Source organism: Candidatus Pelagibacter bacterium nBUS_49, assembly GCF_051200925.1.
In the GTDB taxonomy this organism is placed as follows: domain Bacteria; phylum Pseudomonadota; class Alphaproteobacteria; order Pelagibacterales; family Pelagibacteraceae; genus Pelagibacter.
On sequence record NZ_CP172837.1, the window covers coordinates 368425 to 390830 of the forward strand.

The 22406-nt window shown below is 30.9% G+C and carries 27 protein-coding genes; 15 read left to right on the forward strand and 12 right to left on the reverse strand.

Annotated elements, in window-relative coordinates:
• Positions 1–1686 (reverse strand): formate--tetrahydrofolate ligase, encoded by a 1686-nt coding sequence (locus ACIJYF_RS01930; protein WP_435117293.1) that lies wholly within the window; start codon positions 1684–1686, stop codon positions 1–3.
• A gap of 126 nt (positions 1687–1812) precedes the next feature.
• On the opposite strand from ACIJYF_RS01930, the gene ACIJYF_RS01935 reads away from it, so the two are divergent.
• The 4 genes from ACIJYF_RS01935 to ACIJYF_RS01950 are packed head-to-tail and all read left to right on the forward strand — an operon-like array spanning position 1813 to position 6919.
• Positions 1813–3069, forward strand: a complete 1257-nt coding sequence (locus ACIJYF_RS01935; RefSeq protein WP_435117295.1) for a sarcosine oxidase subunit beta family protein — start codon at positions 1813–1815, stop codon at positions 3067–3069.
• Positions 3070–3339 carry a sarcosine oxidase subunit delta gene (locus ACIJYF_RS01940; RefSeq protein ID WP_435090786.1) on the forward strand — a complete coding sequence of 90 codons (270 nt, stop codon included), beginning with the start codon at positions 3070–3072 and terminating at the stop codon, positions 3337–3339.
• Entirely contained in the window at positions 3339–6335 is a 2997-nt protein-coding gene (locus ACIJYF_RS01945) for a sarcosine oxidase subunit alpha family protein (protein WP_435117297.1), read from the forward strand. The genes ACIJYF_RS01940 and ACIJYF_RS01945 overlap by 1 nt, the downstream gene beginning before the upstream one ends.
• Positions 6332–6919 carry a sarcosine oxidase gene (locus tag ACIJYF_RS01950; RefSeq protein WP_435117299.1) on the forward strand — a complete coding sequence of 196 codons (588 nt, stop codon included), beginning with the start codon at positions 6332–6334 and terminating at the stop codon, positions 6917–6919. Before ACIJYF_RS01945 ends, ACIJYF_RS01950 begins: the two co-directional genes overlap by 4 nt.
• A gap of 27 nt (positions 6920–6946) precedes the next feature.
• On the opposite strand, the gene ACIJYF_RS01955 is transcribed toward ACIJYF_RS01950, so the two are convergent.
• Entirely contained in the window at positions 6947–7795 is an 849-nt protein-coding gene (locus ACIJYF_RS01955; protein ID WP_435117301.1) for a DMT family transporter, read from the reverse strand.
• A 105-nt stretch (positions 7796–7900) separates the two neighbouring features.
• On the opposite strand from ACIJYF_RS01955, the gene ACIJYF_RS01960 reads away from it, so the two are divergent.
• Positions 7901–8197 carry a hypothetical protein gene (locus ACIJYF_RS01960; RefSeq protein WP_435117303.1) on the forward strand — a complete coding sequence of 99 codons (297 nt, stop codon included), beginning with the start codon at positions 7901–7903 and terminating at the stop codon, positions 8195–8197.
• On the opposite strand, the gene ACIJYF_RS01965 is transcribed toward ACIJYF_RS01960, so the two are convergent.
• From ACIJYF_RS01965 to purE, 7 genes are all read right to left on the reverse strand, one after another.
• Positions 8194–8634, reverse strand: a complete 441-nt coding sequence (locus ACIJYF_RS01965; RefSeq protein WP_435117305.1) for a hypothetical protein — start codon at positions 8632–8634, stop codon at positions 8194–8196. The two genes, ACIJYF_RS01960 and ACIJYF_RS01965, sit on opposite strands and share 4 nt — an antisense overlap.
• A gap of 3 nt (positions 8635–8637) precedes the next feature.
• Entirely contained in the window at positions 8638–9384 is a 747-nt protein-coding gene (locus ACIJYF_RS01970; RefSeq protein ID WP_435117307.1) for an aspartate/glutamate racemase family protein, read from the reverse strand.
• Positions 9385–9404: 20 nt separating this feature from the next.
• Positions 9405–9752, reverse strand: coding sequence for a cupin domain-containing protein (locus tag ACIJYF_RS01975; RefSeq protein WP_435117309.1), 348 nt, complete (start codon positions 9750–9752; stop codon positions 9405–9407).
• Positions 9753–9896: 144 nt separating this feature from the next.
• Positions 9897–10103 (reverse strand): cold-shock protein, encoded by a 207-nt coding sequence (locus tag ACIJYF_RS01980; protein WP_008545539.1) that lies wholly within the window; start codon positions 10101–10103, stop codon positions 9897–9899.
• Positions 10104–10215: 112 nt separating this feature from the next.
• A complete protein-coding gene (locus ACIJYF_RS01985) occupies positions 10216–10674 on the reverse strand; it encodes a GNAT family N-acetyltransferase (RefSeq protein WP_435117311.1) in 459 nt (152 codons plus the stop codon).
• Positions 10675–11721 carry a 5-(carboxyamino)imidazole ribonucleotide synthase gene (locus ACIJYF_RS01990; protein WP_435117312.1) on the reverse strand — a complete coding sequence of 349 codons (1047 nt, stop codon included), beginning with the start codon at positions 11719–11721 and terminating at the stop codon, positions 10675–10677.
• 2 nt (positions 11722–11723) lie between these two features.
• On the reverse strand, positions 11724–12215 hold the full coding sequence (purE, locus tag ACIJYF_RS01995) for a 5-(carboxyamino)imidazole ribonucleotide mutase (protein ID WP_435117313.1): 492 nt from the start codon (positions 12213–12215) through the stop codon (positions 11724–11726).
• 92 nt (positions 12216–12307) lie between these two features.
• Between purE and ACIJYF_RS02000 the strand changes: the two genes are divergently transcribed.
• From ACIJYF_RS02000 to ACIJYF_RS02015, 4 genes are read left to right on the forward strand one after another with little or no spacing between them, the layout of a single operon-like run.
• Positions 12308–13273, forward strand: a complete 966-nt coding sequence (locus tag ACIJYF_RS02000; RefSeq protein WP_435117315.1) for a membrane dipeptidase — start codon at positions 12308–12310, stop codon at positions 13271–13273.
• Between the two features lie 2 nt (positions 13274–13275).
• Positions 13276–14937, forward strand: coding sequence for a hypothetical protein (locus ACIJYF_RS02005; RefSeq protein WP_435117317.1), 1662 nt, complete (start codon positions 13276–13278; stop codon positions 14935–14937).
• Positions 14938–14939: 2 nt separating this feature from the next.
• Positions 14940–15551 (forward strand): DUF3726 domain-containing protein, encoded by a 612-nt coding sequence (locus ACIJYF_RS02010; protein ID WP_435117319.1) that lies wholly within the window; start codon positions 14940–14942, stop codon positions 15549–15551.
• The gene (locus tag ACIJYF_RS02015; RefSeq protein ID WP_435117321.1) at positions 15544–15711 is read left to right on the forward strand and encodes a hypothetical protein; all 168 of its coding nucleotides are present in this window, start codon (positions 15544–15546) and stop codon (positions 15709–15711) included. The genes ACIJYF_RS02010 and ACIJYF_RS02015 overlap by 8 nt, the downstream gene beginning before the upstream one ends.
• On the opposite strand, the gene ACIJYF_RS02020 is transcribed toward ACIJYF_RS02015, so the two are convergent.
• The 3 genes from ACIJYF_RS02020 to ACIJYF_RS02030 form a co-directional block, all read right to left on the reverse strand.
• Positions 15708–16253, reverse strand: a complete 546-nt coding sequence (locus ACIJYF_RS02020; protein ID WP_435117323.1) for a hypothetical protein — start codon at positions 16251–16253, stop codon at positions 15708–15710. The two genes, ACIJYF_RS02015 and ACIJYF_RS02020, sit on opposite strands and share 4 nt — an antisense overlap.
• A 153-nt stretch (positions 16254–16406) precedes the next feature.
• Complete coding sequence (locus ACIJYF_RS02025) at positions 16407–17765, reverse strand: aminomethyl transferase family protein (RefSeq protein WP_435097890.1); 1359 nt, start codon at positions 17763–17765, stop codon at positions 16407–16409.
• The gene (locus ACIJYF_RS02030; protein WP_435117325.1) at positions 17758–18486 is read right to left on the reverse strand and encodes a methylenetetrahydrofolate reductase; all 729 of its coding nucleotides are present in this window, start codon (positions 18484–18486) and stop codon (positions 17758–17760) included. Before ACIJYF_RS02030 ends, ACIJYF_RS02025 begins: the two co-directional genes overlap by 8 nt.
• A 103-nt stretch (positions 18487–18589) precedes the next feature.
• Between ACIJYF_RS02030 and ACIJYF_RS02035 the strand changes: the two genes are divergently transcribed.
• The 6 genes from ACIJYF_RS02035 to ACIJYF_RS02060 are packed head-to-tail and all read left to right on the forward strand — an operon-like array spanning position 18590 to position 22403.
• Complete coding sequence (locus tag ACIJYF_RS02035; RefSeq protein WP_435117962.1) at positions 18590–19783, forward strand: aromatic ring-hydroxylating oxygenase subunit alpha; 1194 nt, start codon at positions 18590–18592, stop codon at positions 19781–19783.
• A 2-nt stretch (positions 19784–19785) separates the two neighbouring features.
• Complete coding sequence (locus ACIJYF_RS02040; protein WP_435117327.1) at positions 19786–20193, forward strand: AAA family ATPase; 408 nt, start codon at positions 19786–19788, stop codon at positions 20191–20193.
• Positions 20193–20567: a cytidyltransferase gene (locus tag ACIJYF_RS02045; RefSeq protein ID WP_435117329.1), complete on the forward strand. Its 375-nt coding sequence runs from the start codon at positions 20193–20195 to the stop codon at positions 20565–20567. The genes ACIJYF_RS02040 and ACIJYF_RS02045 overlap by 1 nt, the downstream gene beginning before the upstream one ends.
• 6 nt (positions 20568–20573) lie before the next feature.
• Positions 20574–21425 (forward strand): HalD/BesD family halogenase, encoded by an 852-nt coding sequence (locus ACIJYF_RS02050; RefSeq protein ID WP_435117331.1) that lies wholly within the window; start codon positions 20574–20576, stop codon positions 21423–21425.
• Between the two features lies 1 nt (position 21426).
• Positions 21427–22206 (forward strand): enoyl-CoA hydratase, encoded by a 780-nt coding sequence (locus tag ACIJYF_RS02055; protein WP_435117333.1) that lies wholly within the window; start codon positions 21427–21429, stop codon positions 22204–22206.
• A complete protein-coding gene (locus ACIJYF_RS02060; protein WP_435117336.1) occupies positions 22191–22403 on the forward strand; it encodes a hypothetical protein in 213 nt (70 codons plus the stop codon). The genes ACIJYF_RS02055 and ACIJYF_RS02060 overlap by 16 nt, the downstream gene beginning before the upstream one ends.
• The last annotated feature ends 3 nt before the right edge of the window (positions 22404–22406 follow it).

The following is a 22406-nucleotide window of genomic DNA, read 5'->3' on the forward strand; positions in this document are numbered from 1 at the left end:
TTAAAATAGACCTTCAATTTCGCCATCTTTGTTCAGTTTAATAGAGTCTGCAGCTGGAACTCTTGGCAATCCAGGCATTGTCATAATAGCCCCACAAACAACAACAATAAATTCAGCTCCAGATGAAAGTCTAATTTCTCTGATAGGTAAAGCATGTCCCGTTGGAGCCCCTTTAAGACTTGGGTCAGTTGAGAAACTATATTGAGTTTTAGCCACACAAATTGGCAATTCTCCAAAACCAGCTTCTTCAAAACCTTTTAATTGGTCTCTAATTTTTGTGTCAGCAATTACTTCGTCAGCTCTGTAAATTTCTTTAGCAATAGTCTCTATCTTTTTAAATAATGGAGTTTTACTTTCATATAAAAACTGAAATTTAGCCTCATTTTTTTCACATAAGTCAGAAACATGAGCCGCTAGTTCTTTTGTACCTTCTCCACCATTAGCCCAATGAGTACATAGACTTGCTTTAACTCCCATTCCATCACAAAATTCTATTAAAGCTTTTACTTCATTATCTGTGTCTTTAATGAAATGGTTAACTGCAACAGCCACAGGAAGACCAAATTTTTGAACGTTTTGAATATGTCTTTCAAGGTTAACAAGTCCTTTTTTAAGAGCATCTACATTTTCATTTTTAAGATCATCTTTTGCAACACCACCATGCATCTTTAGAGCTCTAATTGTTGCAACAATAACCACACAACTTGGTTTCAAATTTGATTTTCTACATTTGATATCGAGAAATTTTTCAGCTCCTAAGTCAGCACCAAAACCTGCTTCAGTAACCACATAGTCAGCAAGTTTTAATCCAGTTTTTGTTGCAATTACAGAATTACATCCATGTGCAATATTTGCAAAAGGACCACCATGAATGATAGCAGGATTATTTTCTAAAGTTTGAGTTACGTTAGGTCTGATAGCATCTTTTAATAATACAGTCATAGGACCTTGAGCTTTTAAATCTTTTGCAAATACAGGCTTCTTATCTCTTGTGTATGCAATAGTTATATTTCCAATTCTTTTTTCTAAATCTTCTAAATCATTTGATAAGCAAAAGATTGCCATGATCTCAGATGCAACAGTTATATCAAAACCATCTTCTCTTGGAAAACCATTAGCAACTCCACCTAAATTTATATTTATAGATCTTAATGAACGATCATTCATATCCATTACTCTTTTCCAAACAATTCTTCTAACATCTATATCTAGTTTGTTTCCCCAATAGATATGATTATCAATTAGTGCTGATAAAAGATTATGAGCTGAGGTAATTGCATGAAAGTCTCCAGTAAAATGTAAATTAATTTGTTCCATTGGAACTACTTGTGCGTATCCACCTCCTGCAGCTCCACCTTTCATACCAAACGATGGTCCAAGACTCGGCTCTCTTAAACATACGATAGATTTTTTTCCGATTTTATTTAAACCGTCATTTAATCCAACTGAAGTTGTAGTTTTACCTTCACCAGCGGGAGTAGGAGTTATTGCGGTAACTAGAATTAATTTACCATCAGGTTTGTCTTTTAAAGTATCAAGATACTCTAAGTTTATTTTTGCGATGTGTCTTCCCATTGGGCTGAAAGCAGCACTTTCATCGGGCACATTTATTTTTGCTAAAATATCATTTATAGGTTGCATTTTAGCCTCTCTAGCTATTTGAATATCTGACTTAACATCGCTCATTTAAAATCCTAAAGTTATAATTTTTATTGATGACTTCTTATCCTTTTTTAAGTTCTTTGGAAACTTCTAAAAAATATATATAAAAAAAATAAGAACTATTTATATTCATTGAGATAAAAATATCTCATGCAAAAATATTCTATATTTAATCTAATCAAAAACGCTTTTTCTGGTCACCAAAATTGGGATTTAGCATGGAAAGATCCAACTCCTAAAAAAGAATACGATGTTGTGATTATTGGAGGAGGTGGCCATGGTTTAGCCACAGCATACTATCTTGCAAAAGAACATAATATTACAAATGTTGCTATCATTGAAAAAGGATGGATTGGTGGAGGTAATGTTGGAAGAAATACCACCATTATAAGATCTAACTACATGCATGATGACAATGCACTTTTTAGTGAATTTGGAATGGATTTATGGAGAAAAATGAGCCAGGATTTGAATTACAATGTAATGTTTTCTCCAAGAGGAATTATCAATCTTGCGCACTCTGATGCGCAAATGAATGTTTACGCAAGACGTGGAAATTCAATGAGGTTGAATGGAATTGATGCAGTTTTACTAAACAGAGAACAGGTAAAAGAAATTATACCAATGGCAGATTTTTCTGAAAATGTGAGGTTTCCAATTTTTGGTGGATTGATGCAACCAAGTGCAGGTACAGCAAGACATGATGCGGTTGCTTGGGGATATGCCAGACAAGCTGACTCAATGGGAGTAGATATTATTCAAAACTGTGAGGTTACTGGTTTTGATGTAAGTGCTGGAAAAATTAATGGTGTTAGAACTTCAAGAGGTGACATTAAAGTTAAAAAAATTGGTTTGTGTGTTGCAGGAAGTACAAATATTTTAGCAGAGAAATTAAATATGACATTACCTGTAGAAACTCATTTACTTCAAGCTTGTGTTTCAGAGCCTGTAAAACCAATTTTAGATAGAGTAGTTACTTTTGGAGCTGGACACTTTTATATTAGTCAATCTGACAAAGGTGAAATGGTAATGGGCGGGGATCTTGATGGATATAATAGTTATGCACAAAGAGGTAACCTACCAACTTTACAACATGTGTTAACAGAAGGAATAGCAATGATGCCGTTCTTAAGTAAATTAAAAATGTTGAGAACTTGGGGTGGAATAATGGATATGTCTATGGATGGTTCTCCAATAATTGATAAAACACATATTGAAGGTTTATATTTAAATTGTGGTTGGTGCTACGGTGGATTTAAAGCAACTCCTGCATCGGGTTGGACATTCGCTCATACAATTGCTCAAGACAGGGTTCATAAATTAAATGCTGGTTATAGTTTAAATAGATTTAACACAGGTCACTTACTTGATGAAAAAGGGCTTGGAACAAAAACTTGGATTTCATAAATGCTTCATATTAAATGTCCACACTGTGGAATGAGATCACAAAATGAATTTTCTTATGGTGGTGATGCAACTGTTAAAAGACCAGAACTTAATAAAGAGGTAACAGATCAAGATTGGGATAACTTTGTCTATAATAGAAAAAGTTTAAGGGGAAAACATTTAGAGTTATGGCAACATTTATCAGGGTGCAGACAATGGATAAAAGTTGAAAGAGACACCGCAACTCATGAAATATTTAGAACACTAAAAGCTAATGAGGATAATTCATAATGGATCAAAGTTATCGATTATCAGATGTTGGTTTAATAAATAGAGATAAGAAATTATCTTTTAAGTTTAATGGTAAAACTTATTATGGTTATGAGGGAGACACTTTAGCCTCAGCTTTAATAGCTAATGGTGTTCATTTAATCGGTAGAAGCTTTAAATACCATAGACCAAGAGGTTTTTTTGGTGCAGGAGTTGATGAACCTTATGCAATTGTTCAACTGTATAGAAATGGCGAAACTGAACCAAATGTAAAAGCCACAGAACAAGAGCTTTTTGAAGGGTTGGAGGCAACAAGTGTAAATTGCTGGCCAAGTGTAAATTTTGATATTGGAGCAATAAATAATTTTTTTAAAATGTTTCTTCCAGCTGGATTTTATTACAAAACTTTTATGTGGCCAAAAAGCTTTTGGTATAAAGTTTACGAACCTTTTATCAGGAAAGCAGCAGGACTTGGTGTGGCATCCATCAAACATGACAAAGAAAGATACGAACATAAATATGAATATTGTGATTTATTAATTGCCGGTTCAGGACCATCAGGTTTAGCGAGTGCATATGCTGCTGCAAAAAATGGAGCAAGAGTTATTTTAGCTGAAGATAAAGCTAGACATGGAGGAACTTTATTAACTAGTGATGCTAATATAGGAAATCAATCAGGCAAAGAGTGGGCTGATGGAATAATTTCAGAACTTAAAGAAATGCCTAACGTTGTTGTTAAAAATAGATCACAGGTTTTTGGATATTATGATCATAACATGCTGGTAATGTCTGAAAGAATTAGTGATCACCTTCCACAGACAAAAAAATACCATCCAAAACAAAGACTTTGGTACATTAGAGCAAAAGAGGTTTTAATTTCTTCAGGATCAATTGAAAGACCAATTGTTTTTGGAAACAATGATACACCAGGAGTAATGCTTTCATCAGCAGCAAAAGAATACCTTAAAGTTTATGGAGTATTAGTTGGAAGAAATCCTTTAATATTTACGAATAACGATAGTGGATATGAAACTGCTATTGAGTTCAAAAAAAATGGAGTTGATCCAGTTATTTTAGACACAAGAAAAGATCCTCAATCTGAAATAGTTGATGAAGCAAAAAATTTAGGAATTAACATTAAATTTTCTTATGTGGTAGTCGCCGCTCAAGGTTATAAAAAAGTAAAATCAGCTGATATTGCAAAAATTTCAGATGATAAAGAGCAACTTGGTACAGTAGAAAATATTAAATGTGATTGTATATGTGTTTCAGGCTTTTGGACACCAACAATTCACTTAGCTTCACAATCAGGAAATAAAACAAAATTTAATGAAGATATTGATGCATTTGTTCCAGGAACATCAAAACAAAACGAAACAACTTTAGGTGCTGCAAATGGAACTTATACTTTAGAGGAAACTTTGAAAAGTTCTTTTGAAACTGGTCATGAGTTATCAAAAAAAATTACTAACAATAATAATGAAATTTCATTTCCAAATGTAGTCGAAAAAAAATCAACAACTCACGACAAGTTTTGGTGTGTGCCATTACCTGAGGGAAAAAATTATAAAAGATTTTTAGATTTTCAAAATGATGTTGCGGTCTCTGATGTAGAGATAGCACTTAAAGAGGGTTATCGATCAATTGAACATGTAAAAAGATATACAACGCTTGGTATGGCAACTGACCAAGGCAAAACAAGTAATTTAAATGGCTTACAATTAGTATCAAATATTGAAAATAAAGTAGTACCAAATGTTGGTCACACTACTTTTAGACCTCCATATACGCCAGTTTCAATAGGTGCAATTGTTGGAAGAGAGGTTGGTAAACACTCAAAACCAACACGAAAATCACCAATGCACTCTTGGCATGAAAAAAACAATGCAGTTTTTGTTGATGCAGGTGTGTGGTTGAGACCTAGATACTATAAGCAGGGAAATGAAAATTTATTTGAGGGATCAAAAAGGGAAGCAAAAAATGTAAGAGCAAATGTAGGAGTTTGTGATGTAACTACATTAGGTAAAATAGATATTAAAGGACCAGATGCAGCAGAACTTTTAAATAGAGTTTATACAAATGCATGGTTAAAGTTACCAGTTGGTAAAGCAAGATATGGTGTGATGTTAAGAGAAGATGGGATTGTTATGGACGATGGAACAACTACAAGAATTTCAGAAAATCATTATCATATGACAACTACTACCGCACAAGCTGCAAACGTTCTTTCACATTTAGAATATTATTTGCAACTAGTGTGGCCAGAATTAAATGTTAATGTAGTTTCAACTACAGAGCAATGGGCAGGAGCTGCAGTTGCTGGACCTAAATCTAGAGATTTATTACAAAAACTATTTCCAAATTCTGATGTGTCAAATGAAGGTTTGCCTTTTATGGGTTATATGGAGGGAGATTTGTTTGGAGTTAAGGCTAGAATTTTTAGAATTTCATTTTCAGGTGAGCTTGCATATGAAGTAAATGTCGAGTCTGATTATGGAAACTTTATGTGGAAAAAAATTATGGAAGTTGGTCAACAATTTAAAATTCAACCATATGGAACAGAGGCATTATCAACTCTTAGAATTGAAATGGGACACGTTGCAGGATCTGAGCTTGATGGAAGAACAATACCTTATGATAATTCTCTAGAAGGATTATTAAGTAAAAAGAAAGATTTTATAGGTAAAAGATCTTTAACTAGAGAAGCATTTGTAGCTGAAGATAGACAAAAAGTTGTTGGTGTTGTTCCATTAGATAAAAAAACAAGTATTCCCGAAGGATCGCATTTAGTTAAAGATTCAAATGCACCATTACCAAATCCAAAATTAGGTTATATTTCAGCCTCTTGTTGGAGTGTTGAACATGATAATCCATTTTCTTTAGCAATACTAAAAGATGGAAAAAACATGATTGGTGAAAAATTATTTGTAATGTCTCCAGTTAAAAATAAAGTAATTCCAGTTGAAATAGTATCTTCACACTATGTAGATCCAAAAGGTGAAAGGGTTAGATCGTGAGTTTAATATCAGCTTTAGCAAATGTTCATTCAAAAGGTCAATTCGGTGACCATGAAGGTAAAAATGAAAATGATCTTTTAAAGATTTCTGAGATAAAGAATTTATTAATAGTTCAAATAGTTCAATACAAAAATTCTACAGTTTCAATTGAAAGTGTTGAAATTGATGGTTTAAAATTAAAAGATGAGCCATTAAATGTATCAAATAATAATGATACAAGAATTTTATGGAATGGACCAAAAAATTGGCTTTTGGTTTCAACAAAAAAAGATTTACTTAAAAATATTTCACAAAATTTTAAAGAAACAGATTTTGCGGTAACTGATTTATCTCATTCAAAAGCCATAATTGAAATAGAAGGTCAGGATGCTAAAGAAGTTTTAAAGAAAGGCTGTCCTTTTAATTTTAATACTTTAGAAAAAAATAATTCAATAAATTCTACTTATAATGGAATAGCTTTCACGGTTGATATGCTAGACGACAACCCAGATAAAGTAAGATTGTTTGCTCTTAGAAGTTTTGGTGAATCTTTGTATCACTCTATTACAGATGCTTCTTTAGAATTTGGTTTTAAATCTTTGTAAGGTTTAAAACATTCTATCTAAATATTTTTAATCTCTTGTAGCAATGTAAACACCTATTGTGGTTATTAAAAATCCTAGTAAATCTAGATTAGTTAAACTTTCATTTAAAAACAACCAAGCCATGAGAGCGGATGTTGCTGGTATTAAAAAAAATATAGAAACAGTTTTGCTTGCTGAGTTATTTTTAATTAAATACATCAATATTGTAAAAGCACCAAATGACACTAAAAATATTTGGTGACTCATGGCAATTAAAAATGTTTGTGAAAAATCAATATATGGCTTTGCAAAAAATATTATAACTAATAGATGAAAAGTAAAACCACCTATAGCTTGATACATGTTACTTACTGATAGAGGTAAATTATTACTAAGTTTCTTTTGCCAAATAGTCGAAGATGTTATTGCAATTAAAGCTATTATGGTTGCAACCAAACCAGCTATTGGAATTTCTGAACCAATATCCAAACCTAAAACTAAGGTTGCCCCAACAAACCCAAGCAAAACCCCAATCCATTGTTTAATTGACACTTTTTCATTTAAAATAGGTCCACTTAAAGCATTTGTAAGAATTGGCTGAAGTGTAACTATTAATGCGGCAATTCCTGTAGGCATTCCTTTTGAAATTGAGTAAAAAACTCCACCTAAATAAAATCCATGAAAAAGAACACCACTAAAAAATGATTCAAAAAAGCTTTGTTTGTTTATTAAAATTTTTTGTTTTGTATAAATAGAGAATAGGAAAAAACCAATTGCAACAATTGAAAATCTAAAAGCAAGTGCTGAAAATGGATCGCTATTATCAATTATTGGTTTTGTAGTAATGAAAGCTGAAGACCATAATAAAATAAATATTAATGGAAAAATTTTTATCATTTTTGGTTTATAGTTTAAAATTAGATTTTATCTCATAAAAATACCTAAATTGAACTATTTCTAGCTTGAGTTGTATTAACGGATATGTATTAATTATTTAATTTTATGAAATTTTTAAAAATATTTTTTATATTTTTTTCTCTTATCTTTTTAAATGGCTGTCTACAAACTACCGCTCTGTTAGGACCTGGAATAACTGTTGCGACTACGGGAAATGTTTTACAAGCAGGGTTTCAATATGGCGCAAATACAGTCATTGAAAATGAAACAGGTAAAAATACCCTTGAACATTTTCAGAGTGCTTTAGATAGTCAGAAAAAAAACAAAAAATTTAAAGAAAAATTTACCAACCTTGTTGAAAAAAAAATTGAACTTGCAAGAAAAAAATTTAAACCCAACTAATCTAAAATATTTAGAGTTATCAAATTTTTTTGTTTCGTCTCTTTACACCACATTTCGAAGCTTTCACAAACTCTCCAAAGATGATCAAATGCTCTTTGAGATATTTCCAAAGGGAAATGGCTTTTTGTGTAGTAAAGTTTTGGTATTTTAATCAAAAATTTAATCATAGAGTCTTTTTGTATTTCTAAAAGTCTCATTGTTTCATTGTTAATTTTCTTACCTGTAATTTTGTCAACAAAATCATTATTCTTTAATTCTAAAAACCATTTATCATGAAATTCTCCTGAGCTAATTAAATCATAATCTTTCGTTGTCATAAAAACTTCAAATGCTTGGATATTAGACATTTCAGAGTTTTCTTTTTTAATTTTTGTTACCTTGGAATAAATTAATTCCGCAACTCTTAAGACGTAAGGTTTGTCACTATCAACCGACATAAATTATCTTTTATGTTTAGCCATTGCAGAATTTGCAAGGATTAAATTAGGATCTAAAAAAATTTTAGAGGATCTGACATTGTTAAATGATTTAAATGCAAAAATTGCGATTGGAAGCTCAGTACATCCCAATATAATTTTTTTACATTTCATTTTAATCAACTCATTAATCGAAGGTTGTATTGCTTTTGCTGCAGCCTTCACATTACCCATCTTGACCAATTTTATTGCCTTGTTCACTGATTTTTTTTGTAGGTTTTGAGACGGTTGAATTAAATCATAATCTTTATTGAAAATTTTATCATAAACACCAGTTTTTAACGTTCCTTCAGTGGCCAATAAGCCAACTTTTGAATTTTTCTTACAATTTTTTTTTGTGAATTTAAAAACTTCTTTTGGCATATTTATAATTGGAATATTGATTTTCTTTTGTAAATCATCAAACCAATAATGTGCCGTGTTGCATGGAATAACAATAAATTTACAATTATTTTTTTCAAGTAATCTGCATCCTTGAAGTAAACTTTTTAAAACGTTTTGATATTTTTTTTTACTTGTGTTGTTAGATGACCTATTTGATAAATTTTTAGTTTGTACTCCAATAGACTCAGGTCTGCCTGGTATATTGGATTTGTTGTAAAGAATGAATAGAGGGTATTCTTGATCAATTTTTCCTCTGTTCAATATTGCAAGTTTGTTGCAAAAATCCAAACCTGCTTGTGTTCCCATTCCGCCTAAGATTCCGATCATATTTTTTTGAATAATTAATATTAGATTGGTTTATTTATACCTCTCATAAAAACAATAAGTAGGCAACCATTTTTAGTATGAGAGTTGTGTTCTGTGCCAGGCTCAAAAGTTACAAAGTCACCTTTCTTAAATACTTTTCCATCTGCATCCTGAAGCTCACCTTCAATCACATAAAATTCTTCATAACCTTGATGAATATGAGGTAAACTTTTAGCACCCGAATCCATTTTAAGTATGTAAGTACCAAATCCACCGTTACTTCTATCGTAACTTAATTTATGCCAGCTCATTCCTTCGACTGGTTTGCCATAATTATCAAATGGCTTAAAACTTAAATCGTTTATATTTTTAATGTATCTTTCACTCATATTAATAATACTTACTGTACTATTAATTTATATATTTGGAAATTGTGTTTAAAGCTTGATTTGATTTTTTGGTATTGGCTAAAACAAATTATTTAAAATTCTTGTTTTAAAAATTATTATTTCAGCCAATAGGAAGTGTGAATATTATGCAGTTTTTAAGTTAACTGCTGAAGGACCTTTAGGACCATCTTCAACATCGAAAGTCAAAGCTTGACCCTCATCTAAACCGTTCATACCAGCATCTCTTACTGCTGAAACATGTACAAACACATCTTTTTCTTTGTCTTCTCTTTCAATAAAACCAAAACCTTTGGTTGGATTGAACCATTTTACTTTTCCTTGTAGACTCATATTTATCTTCTTACTTTTCGTTGTATTAATTTATTACTTATAATTAAGTAATTTTTGCTTTGTTTAGATTTATTAGGGTTTTGTCAACAAAATTGATTAAAGAATAGTTACTTTATAAAGACTTTGTTAGATAAACAGAATTTATGTCCTCTTTATAATGAGCAAAAGGATCGCATATTTCAAAACCACACTGTTTAAATAGTTTTCTTGCAGGCTTAAAAAAGTCACCTGCACCAGTTTCTATACTTAGTTTTTTGATATTTAGCTTTTTTGCCTCATTAATTAAATGGTTAATTACATTAATTCCATTACCCATTCTTCTAAAATTATCGTGAATTCTAATTGATTTAAATTCTCCATGATTTTTTTCCAAAAATTTTAAAGCTCCACATCCCATTAACAGTTCATCTTGCCACAAACTCCAAAATTTAATTGATTTGTCTTTTAATCCAGGAATATCCAGTACATGAGCACTTCCTTCAGGAGATGCAGCTCTTAATTCAACGAAATGTTTTGTGAGTAGTTCGTGAACTTCCGGATTATCAAAATTACCTTCTATTGATTTTAACATTTATATTAAAGTTGTAATATGACCCATCTTTCTTTTTTCTTTTATTTCTTTTTTTAAATAGTCAAAAAAGAATTCATTATCTTTGAATTTAGGGAATTTTCTATAATTTATTATTTGATCACCAATTAAATTAACCATTGTTGCATTAGATATTTTTTTTAAAGGTATTTGTTCTAAACCACAAACTGCTCTTACATGGTTTTCGAATTGACTTACATTATATGCGTTAATTGTAAGATGACCAGAATTATGAACTCTTGGAGCAATTTCATTAACGTATAAATTATCATTTCTATCAATAAAGAATTCTACACATAATGTTCCAACATATTTAAGCTCTTCAGCAATTGACATTGCCCAATCTTTAGATTGATTATAAATTTTTTTATCTATATCTGCAGGAATTTTTGAAAATTTTAATATTTGATCTTCGTGCTTATTTTCTATTGGTTCATAAATTTCATATTTTTGATCATTAAATCTTGTAATGATAATTGAAATCTCTTTTTTTAATTTAACTAATTTTTCTAGAATATAACCTTTTGAATAATCAATATTTAATGAATTGAAATCTTCAACTGTATTTACTGGATGTTGGCCTTTACCATCATATCCAAGAGTAGTTGTTTTTAAAATGCCAGGCAAAAGATCTTCAAGAGCTTCTATTTCAGACTTATTTTCTACAGAAGCATATCTAGTTGTTCTAATATTCAAATTATTTACAAAATCTTTTTCTGCCAATCTATGTTGGATGAGTTTGTTGACTGAAGGTTTCGGTAAGACAGGTTTTAATTTGTTAATTTCGTTTAATGTTTCAAATGGGATATTTTCAAATTCATAAGTTACATAATTTACTAAATTTACAAACTTAATAACCTTTTCTTTATCGTTGTAATTACCTGATATAAATTCATCACAAAAATTTTGTGCAGGTGCATCAGGGTCATCACAATAAATAACAGTTTTAATATTTAGTTTCTTTGCTGAAATAGCAAGCATACTACCAAGCTGACCACCTCCAATAATACCAAGAGTTATATTAGACATTTTTATTCAGGTTTTTTTTTAACAGCTTTTGTTTGTGACAATCTAAAATTATTTAAATTTTTTTTAACAACAGGGTTGGTATTTGCAATTATAGACGCAGCTAATAAGGCTGCATTTATTGCTCCATCTTCACCTATAGCTAGTGCTCCAACAGGAATACCTTTTGGCATTTGAGCAATAGATAAGAGACTGTCTAGACCTTTAAGTTTTTTACTTTCTATCGGAACACCTAATACAGGCAAAGATGTTAAAGCGGCAATCATCCCAGGTAAGTGTGCTGACCCACCTGCTCCAGCAATAATTACACCAATGTTATTTTTGTGAGCAGAAGATGCAAACTCATACATTCTCTTTGGAGTTCTGTGTGCTGATATAATTTTTGTCTCAAAAGAAACTCCAATTTTTTTAAGAGTTTTTTCAGCAAGTTGCATGGTTTTATAGTCAGATTGACTACCCATCACTATTGAAACTTTTAAAGATTTATTTTTTTTCATGAAAAATATAAAAGTCTTATTTCAAAATTACTTCAAAATTTCAATAAAATTAATAGTATTTAAAAAGCATTTTGATTAAGGTTAGTTCAATTATGAATTTTAAAATTGACAATTTACAATATTGTAACTGGTCTAGGAAAATTTTTGAATATAATAGATCAGCTGGATTAGATGCAGTCCACGTTACAATAGTTTATCATGAAGATTATGATGAGTTATTAGCTGAAATTAAAAAATGGGATACTCTATTCTCTGAAAATTTAGATTTAATATTTCCTGGAAAAGGCTTTAAGGATATTGAAAAAGCTTATACTGAAAAAAAAACAGCAATTTTTTTTGGGTTTCAAAATTGCTCACCAATTGAAGATGATATTAATTTAGTAGAAAAAGTTCACAATCTAGGATGCAGATTTATGCAACTAACTTATAATAATCAGTCATTGTTAGCGACAGGCTGTTATGAAAAAATTGACAGTGGAGTTACGAATTTTGGACGTGAAGTTATTAGGGAGATGAATAGAGTTGGTATAGTTATAGACATGTCTCATTCTGCAGAAAAAAGCACATTTGATGCAATTGAGTTAAGTGAAAAACCAATAGCAATCACTCATGCAAACCCTACGTTTTGGCATGCAGCAAAAAGAAATAAATCCAATGATCTCTTAAAAGCTTTAAGTGAGAGTGGAGGAATGTTAGGTTTGTCTTTATATCCTCACCACTTAAGAGATAATACTAATTGCACAGTTGAAAGTTTTTGTGAAATGGTTGCAAAAACAGCTGAAATTATGGATTTAAAAAATATTGGCATTGGTTCAGATCTTTGTTTGGATCAACCAGATACTATTGTTGAATGGATGAGAAATGGCACATGGTCTAAAAGTAAAAATTATGGAGAAGGATCTAAAAATAAACCAGGATTTCCAAAACAACCAGAGTGGTTTGAGGATGCAAGGGGATTTAAAAATGTAGAAAACGGTCTTAAAAAGATAGGTTTTTCAGATAGTGAGACACATGGAATACTTGGAAACAATTGGTATAATTTTTATAAATCTATTTAATAATGAATATTGAATTAAGAGATCCAAACACAATAATGAAATTGTCCAGACTTGGATCATTTCATCAATCTAAATTATCTTTTTTGAGAAGTTTTTTAAATGAATTTAAAGATTGGGATTATTCAAGAGATTTATTTAATCTTGATAAAGATGGATATGGCGAGGCTGTATATTCTTTTAAAAAAGGGAATAGAGTTTATTCGTTAGTATGTTTTGCAAATCAAATTAAAGATGAAGAAAGATCAGATAGGGTAATAGCTACCAAATGGGATGCAGCATTCACGTTACATGATGGTGTGCCTAGCAAAGATGACATAGAAAGATTAAAAAATGAAGTTCCCAAACAAGAAGTGGGTAGACTTTCATTTAAAGAGCTCACTTTATCAAGAGCAAATAAATCTGTAAGAGTTTTTAACCATGTAGTTGATAGTTTAAGCGAGGGTAAACAACCAGATTTAGAGTTGCTATCAAAAGTTGGTTATTTGTATAGAACAACAGCTGTTTATGGATCAGGCAAATTTGGCCTAGCGGACAGATTTAGAATTAAAAATAGAGAGGAAATTAATGGTCCTTTTAGACTAGAAATGATGTTGGTGTATTTGGTTAGACAATTTACGTTTGATCAAGTCAATCATGTCGCTCATCATAAAAATCCAAAAAAAGCAGTAAAGTTGGATAAAAAAATTTGTAAAAATTTAGGGATTGGTAACTCCACAGGTCTTGGAATGGCTCCATTTATTGTAAATCACCCAACATTGTTAAATAATTGGATTTTAAGTAGAGAAACAGCTTTAAAAAAAATCAGAGAAATAAAAGATGTTCAAGAGAAAGATGCAGAGCTTTTTATAGATTGTGTAAAAAAATCACTAACAAACATCACTAGTTGGAATACAGATAGTGAATACCAACAAAACAAAATCAAATCATTATTAAAAAATATTAGAAATTTCATAGAATATATTGAAATCAGCTTTGATTTTAAAGCTGAATATCCTTTTAACAAAATATATTTGTGGTTAGAACAAAATGTTTGTGAAGAATGTATAGAATATGTAGTCTCTATTATGATGGAGCCATATAACAATATTATAAAACCTCTAGTTGGTAATATGAGTTCTGATGAGGATAAATATTTTAATATCCCAACCAATAGAACAATAAATGAATTGAAAAAAATTATAGAAAATAAATACCCTAATATTTTAGATATAAATTTTGATCAAAAAGAAAGTCAGCAAAATTTTTGGTTTATTTCTAAAAATAAAGAAGAACCTAGATTGGCTGATAGATTTGAAGAACATGGCTCTGAACTTGAGCAGCCATTAGCAATTGCAAGAGACATAAAAAAACTTTATGAAAAAATTTTATCTAAAAACGAAAACTTAACTATTGCAAAATTTTTATCTTCAAATTCAGAATTAAGACACGTAATCAGACGAGCTTTTATAGTAGAAAAATTTCCATATTCTGAAATTCAAGATAACACAATTGGCAAAGATATTATTCCTATTGATATGTTGAGACTTAAATTATCTTTTTTTGGAGCGTTAAAGTTTGATCCAAGATCGGACAAATGGTTGAGAATTTGTATGTTTCAAGGAGCTCCCTTGCCAACTGAATTGAAAAATTACGATGAGCAATGGGTTTATAAAACGAATAATTAATAATGAAATCTTTAAGTGAAATTGAAACTGCAGTTAAAAGAGCAAGTAGAGCAGTTGGTTATTCTTGGGGCAATTCAGAAGAAGTTGGAAAGTCTATTCGTTTACTAGAGTTGTTTGGTTTTCAAGGTATTAAAAATTTAAATAAATATTATAAAGACAAATCTATAAAAAAATTTGAAGAGTTAAATTTAATCAGTGAAATAAATGAGACTTCATCTGATGCCTATTGTCCAATTATACTTGGTATTAGTTTTTTAGATCAGATTAAATCAGTAGAAAATTTTAAAACGATAAAATTTAAAAAAATTGCATATCCTGTTATTTTTTTATCTTTTTTAAGTAAATCTTCAGAAATTAGTGGAAAAAAAATACATGTAAGATTGGATCAAAATGAAATTTTGCTCAACTTAAATGTAAATATTTGCTCAAGTTTTTTGAACCAAGAAATTCCTGAATTTGCAAACGAAATTGAGATTAAATTTATCGATAATGAGGATAATTTCACAGAGTCAGAGTGGAATAATCTTTACAAATTAGCAGAAGATACTTTTGTAGAGGAAAGTGATAGTTTAAAACAGGGTGCAGCTGGTGCGGGACTTACAGATAATGACTGATAATTTAGACGAGAAAAACGATAAAGAAATAATGAGAGAATTAAATAATATTTGTGATGAATGCAAAAAAGAGGACGAGAGTGTTTCACAAAATTTAATTTTAACTAGTTATAAATTGTGTTCGTCGTGTAGAGTTTCTAAAACTATTTTTCCAATCTAGCTTATCTGATTAACAGGCAGCATATTCATTCTACTCATTACAAAAGAAATAGATAAAAACGCAATTATCAAGAATGACAAAAATACAATTCCAAAAGATTTAATATTAGACTTTAAACCTAATATTTGTTTTGTTGAGATAATTAATCCTGCAAAAATCCAAAATTGGGTAAGAAAAATTATTGGTATCATCATATTTGGAGTAACTGCAAAAAATCTAAGTAATCCTGGAGCGTGAGCAAAGCCGACTGCAGTTAACACTTTTTTAAAAGGAACTTTTGTTTTTTTGTCTGGAAAAAGTTTAACTCCAATTACATAGATAAAGATTGCCCATACTAGCCAGGTCAAAATTGATGTTAACCCAGACATTGCTACTGCAGTTTTGATAACTGTATTAGCAGCAACTGCGCCTGCAATTCCATCTAAGATCATTATAAGTCCAGCAAAATAAACTGAGGCTTCGCCAAAGTTTTTATTATCTGTGTAAAGAGACTTATCGAGTTTAATTGACTTAAAAACTATACTTAAAAATTCACCAAACATTAATTTTTATTCTTTTTATTTTTTTGTGCTTTGTACGATATTAATAGTGGGAATATTATTAAAGCAATCGCAATGATAATGCAAATTACGATTAAAAAACTTTTAGTCATTGAGAAAATGGGGGAGCTTTATTTAAGCTCCCCTAAAAAAGATTTAGCCTTTTACAACTTCTCTTGTATTTGCGTTGAAAGACTCTTTAAATGGAATATCCACTACTACTGCATCAACAGGTGTTCCTGGTGTGTCAGAGTATTTTTCAGGTAGATGAACTTTAAATTTAGTTCCAACAGTACCTTTTGGAAAGCCATTAGAGTTTAATGTTCCATCAAATGGCACATATCCCATAGCAATGTTTTGTTTTTTCTCTGGGTGATACCAAGGAGAGGTGATAAATCCAACTGGATCTCCACCATTCTCAGGTGACACTAGCCAAAAATCAGGAGCGTACTCTTCAATTGGTTTTCCACCTAATTCAAGTCCAACTAATTGAAGCTTGTAAGGTTTTTTACCATCTTTAAGTTCTGCACCCATTTTTTCTAAAGCAGCTTTACCTACGTAGTCACCTTTTTTGTTCCATTCACCTTTTCCAGATAATGAAACTTGGTAACCTAGGTTACACTGAAACGGATTGTGTTGAGCATCCATATCTTGACCCCATGAAAGAATCCCTGCTTGAATTCTTCTATGGTGAGCAGGAGCAATAACCATTAGGCTATGTTTTTTACCTGCATCAAGAACAGCATTCCACATATCCTCAGCATATAAAGTAGAGTCTCTTAAGTATATTTCATACCCAGCTTCTCCAGAGAAACCAGATTGTGAAATGACACAACTTCTTCCACCCACTTTAACTTCTGCCAAACCGTAGAAAGGCATATTGTCGAAATCAACTTGATCCCCACAAAGGTCTTTCATTAAAGCTTTTGATTTTGGTCCTTGTATTTGTACTGGACTGACATCAATCTCTTCAATCGTACAATCAAATCTTCCATCAGCATTTACCCCTTGAAGGTACATACCAATATCAGAGTCTGATAAAGAGAACCAAAATTCATCTTCAGAAATTCTAAGAAGAATTGGATCATTTAAAACTCCACCATATGCATTACACAAGATTACATATCTTGCTCTCATAGGAGAAATTTTTGTTGCATCTCTAGTTATTACATAGTCAGTAAATTTTTCTGCATCCGGACCCTTAACTCTGATTTGTCTTTCAACAGCAACGTTCCACATAGTAACGTGATTTACAATTGCATCATACTCAACCATTGCTCCACCATCTTCTGGTTTTACATATCCTCTTGGGTGATAAATACGATTGTAAACTGTTGCTCTCCAGCAACCTGCCTGCATTGATAAATGCCAATAAGGTGATTTTCTTACTCTTGTTGAGATAAGCATTTCAACTTTAGTTGGCCCACTTTGTCTTAAATTGTATGGTACTGCACGATCTGATTGATCAACTGTAGTAGCATGTTTTAACTTAGTATAGTCAAACTCATTAGACATAACTATTCTCCTTCAACCACTTGTTTGTTTCCTTCAAGCCGCCGAATGTATAAATGTGGAAGTTATCAGTATGTGATTTAACTTTCCCAATTAAATCATTAGGGTCTTTAGGTTTCAATAAATCTAACGCCTTAGTAAAATTAGATTTAAGAAAGTTAATAGAATTTTTCGCCCCAACAATATTAGCAAATTTTATTAAGCTAGATATTTTCATCGGCCCAGTAATTCCAACATGCACTGGTACGCTTTGTTTAGAAATGAAATCAACAATAGGCTGACTATCTAATAACCATTGGGTTACTATGTAATCAGCATAAGGCTTCTTATCCATCATTGCTTTTTCTAAATTTTGTTCTGGTATATCTGGACTTCCTTCAGGATGACCTGCAATACCAATTTTAATTCCTTCAAAAAAACCTGTTTCTAAAATTTGATATGAGCTATCAAACTTTCCAATTGGTTCTCTACTTCCTCCAATTACTAGAGCTTGTTTAACTCCTTGATCTTTACATCTTGAAACATAATCTTTTAATTCATCTTCATTGTTTATTGATCTAGCCGGAAAGTGTGGAACTGGATTAAAACCCTCTTTTACAAGGTCTCCTGATTTATTGGCAGTTTCTTTATAATCACCACCTGGTAACATTGTAACATAAACATCCTTTACAGGAGGTAAAGTTTCTAGGTCAGTGTGTGGACCAATTTCCAATGAAAAATTCATTTTTTCCCGATCATTATCTTATTTGAAAAAGCTGTCAAAGAAATTCAGCATGGCCCAAAATGGAAATCTATTGCTAAAAATTATGGTCATGGTAATTTTTTTTATGGGCCAAAATCTTAAAGATAATTCTCTTTCAAAAATCTTGGATATCAAGAAATTGATGAATGTGGACAAATCTATTGAAACTGCAAATGGACTTCCAAACGAATGTTACACCAATGAGCAATATTTAGAACATGAAAGGGATAAGATTTTTTGTGATAAATGGACAGTAATTGGAGTGGGTAGCTCAATACCTAACGCTGGAGACGCAAAGCCATACAATCTACTCGGGATTCCTTTGATGCTAGTTAGAGATAGAGAACTTAAGATAAGAGTATTCCACAACGTTTGCAGTCACAGAGGTTTTAAACTTTTAGATAAGCCATGTACTTTGAAAAATGTAATTAGATGCCCTTATCATTCCTGGTCATATGACTTTACTGGAAATCTGGTGGCTACCCCTCATATAGGAGGTCTAAATATTCATAATTCAGATAAATTTAGAAAGAATCAAAGCAATCTAAAAGAAGTTAGATCTAAAATATGGATGGATATTATTTTTGTTAATATTAATTCAAATGAAATTGAATTTGAAGAATATATTAATCCACTTGAACAAAGATGGTCTAAATTTATTAATCATGAAGATCAAAAATTATTAGTTCATTCTAAAGATCATGGTTCATTTGATTTAGAAGTTAAATGTAATTGGAAGTTTGCAATTGAGAATTATTGTGAAAGTTATCATTTACCAACTATTCACCCAGAACTAAACAAAGTATCAAACATTAATGATCATTATCACATTCAAGGGTTACCAAATAGATTTGCAGGACAAGGAAGTGAGAAATATGAACAACCAGTTAAAGGAAATAACAAATTTGATATATTCAAAAACTGGGAAAAAAAATCACTCAAAAATTCTGAATATATTGCGCTATTCCCAAATGTAATGATTGGATTGCACTTAGATCATTTTTATGTATTTTGGCTGGAACCACTTGCAACGAATAAAACTAAAGAACATATGCAAATGTATTATGTTGGTGATAAAAGTGCTAATGGACAAGAGCTTAAAGAATTAAGAAAAGAAAATGCAAGATTTTGGAAGGATGTTATGTTGGAAGATATAAGTGCAATCGAAGGAATGCAGGAAGGAAGAGGTTCACCAGTTTATAACGGTGGAAACTTTTCACCAGTTATGGATCAACCAACTCATCAATTTCATAAATGGGTAGCAAATAGTTTATTATAAAGATGAAAATTATTTTAATAATGGGTCTACCAGGCTCTGGAAAAACAACTTTAGCAGAAGAATTAGCACCGATGTTAAATGCAAAAAGATTAAATGCTGATGAAGTTAGAAAAGAAGCAAATGATTGGGATTTTTCTGAAGAAGGAAGAAAAAGACAGGCTAGAAGAATGGCAGATTTTGCAAAAAAATTAAAAGAGGAAGGAAATTTTGTTGTTGCAGATTTTGTTTGTCCAACCCCTGAAGCAAGAACTTTATTTCCTGCTGATTTCATTATTTGGGTTGATACTATTAAAGAAGGAAGATTTGATGATACGAATAAAATGTTTGTTAAGCCCGATAAGTTTGACTACCATGTAACTACACAAGATGCTAAAAATTGGGCACCAAAAATAATAAAGGAGATAAAATAATGGCTTACGAATGGGATAACAAAAAACCAACCGCACAAATGTTAGGAAGATGGCAACCATTTCACGATGGTCATTATACTTTATTTAAAGAAATTATAAAAAAAACAGGTCAAGTTTGTATTCAAATTAGAGATGTACAAGGTGTTGACGACAATCCTTTTGATTTTGAAACAGTAAAAAAAAATATAGAAGATAGATTAAACCCAGAATTTGAAGGTCATTTTAAAGTAATGATGGTGCCAAATATTACTAATATTTGTTATGGGCGTGGTGTTGGATACAAAATCGAAGAAATTGAACTTTCGAAAGAAATTCAAGAAATCTCAGCTACTAAAATTAGAGCCAAGATGAGAGAAGAAGGAAAATTGGAATAAATTTTAATGAACGATAGATTAAAAACTATTGTAGATTTAGAAAATTATCCAATTCACGATCTATCTTCCAGCAAGATACAAGCAATAATTAAAAAATGTAAAAATGATTTAGATCAGTTTAGCTGCTCTACTATTCCAAATTTCATTCTACCAAAATCAATTGAAATTATGAATTTTGAATTAGAAAAAAAAATTGATAAAGTTTTTATGTCTAAAAAAAGTATTAATCCATATCTTAACTCTAAAGATGACCCTTCTTTATCTCCAAACCATCCCAAAAGAACTTTCTTAGAAAGAGATAATGGATATTTAAACTCAGATCTTTTTGATAAAGACTCTGAAATGAAATTTTTATATGAACAAGAAGAACTTTTAAAATTTGTATCTGCTTGTTTAGGCATCTCACCAATATATAGATGGGCGGACCCATTAGCTTGTCATGCATACAATGTGATGAGACCGGAAGGAATTCTACCTTGGCATTTTGACAGTTGTGAATTTACTCTGAGTATAATGATACAAAAACCTGATGAGGGTGGAATTTTTGAATACTGTCCTTTTATCAGAGAGCCTGGAAATGAAAATTTTGAAGAAGTAAAAAAAGTACTTGAAGGAGATAGAACAAAAGTTAGACAATTAAAACTGGAACCTGGTGATTTACAGATATTTAAAGGTAGGTTTACAATGCATAGAGTAACTAAGGTAAAAGGAAATAAACCAAGACTTCTCTGTATCCCAGCTTATGTACTAGACCCTTGGAGAGTAAATACCCCAGAACATTCAGAAGCTATCTATGGAAAAGTATTACCAATTCATATAGAAAGAAATAAAGCTAGATCAGACGGTCTTGCCGATTAACATGACAAGCAATATTAAGATAAAAAAAATAACTAATGAAATTGCATCAATTATCATTGATGAACAAAAAACATATAATTCATTATCTTTTAAAAATTTAGCTGATTTACTTAATGCGTTTAAAAAACTTGATGCAGACAAAAAGATAAAAGTAATTATTTTAGAAGGTGCTGGTAAAGGATTTAGTGCTGGACACAACTTAAAAGAAGTAAGGGGATTAAATAAAAAAGAAAAATATCAAAAATTATTTAATCTTTGTTCAAAAGTTATGCTGCAAATCGTTGAAGGTAGAAAACCAGTAATTGCTAAGGTGCATGGAGCTGCATTCGCAGCTGGCTGCCAATTAGTTGCAAGTTGTGATTTAGCTTACAGTACTAACGACACATTGTTTGCAACACCTGGAGTTAATATAGGATTATTTTGCAGCACTCCTATGGTTGCTGTTAGTAGAAAAATTCATAGAAAACCAATGATGAAAATGTTGTTAACAGGTGAACCTATTAAAGCAAATTATGCAAAAGAAATTGGATTAATAAATGATTATTTTTCAAAATCTAAATTAGAGAATGAGGTATTAAAAGTTGCAAAAACTATTGCCTCAAAATCAAATTTAACAATTAAAATTGGCAAGCAAGCTTTTTACAAGCAATTAGAAATGCCATTAAAAAAGGCTTATGCATACACTAGTAAAATGATGACAATTAACATGATGGCAATGGATGCCAAAGAGGGTATCTCTGCATTTTTAGAAAAAAGAAAACCTAAATGGAAAAACAAGTAATGAAAAATAAAAAAAATATTTTAATTATTATCTTTATTATTTCAGGAATGTATTTTGCTTTAAGTTTTAAAGATCACAATCTCAAAAGAGCTGTAGATGCATGTCTTGCTGGAAGTCAAAAATTATCAGAGTCAAAGATTACAGATTTAAAGGAAGCCCGAAAATTTTGTGAAGATCAGATAAAAAAAAATAAATAATTT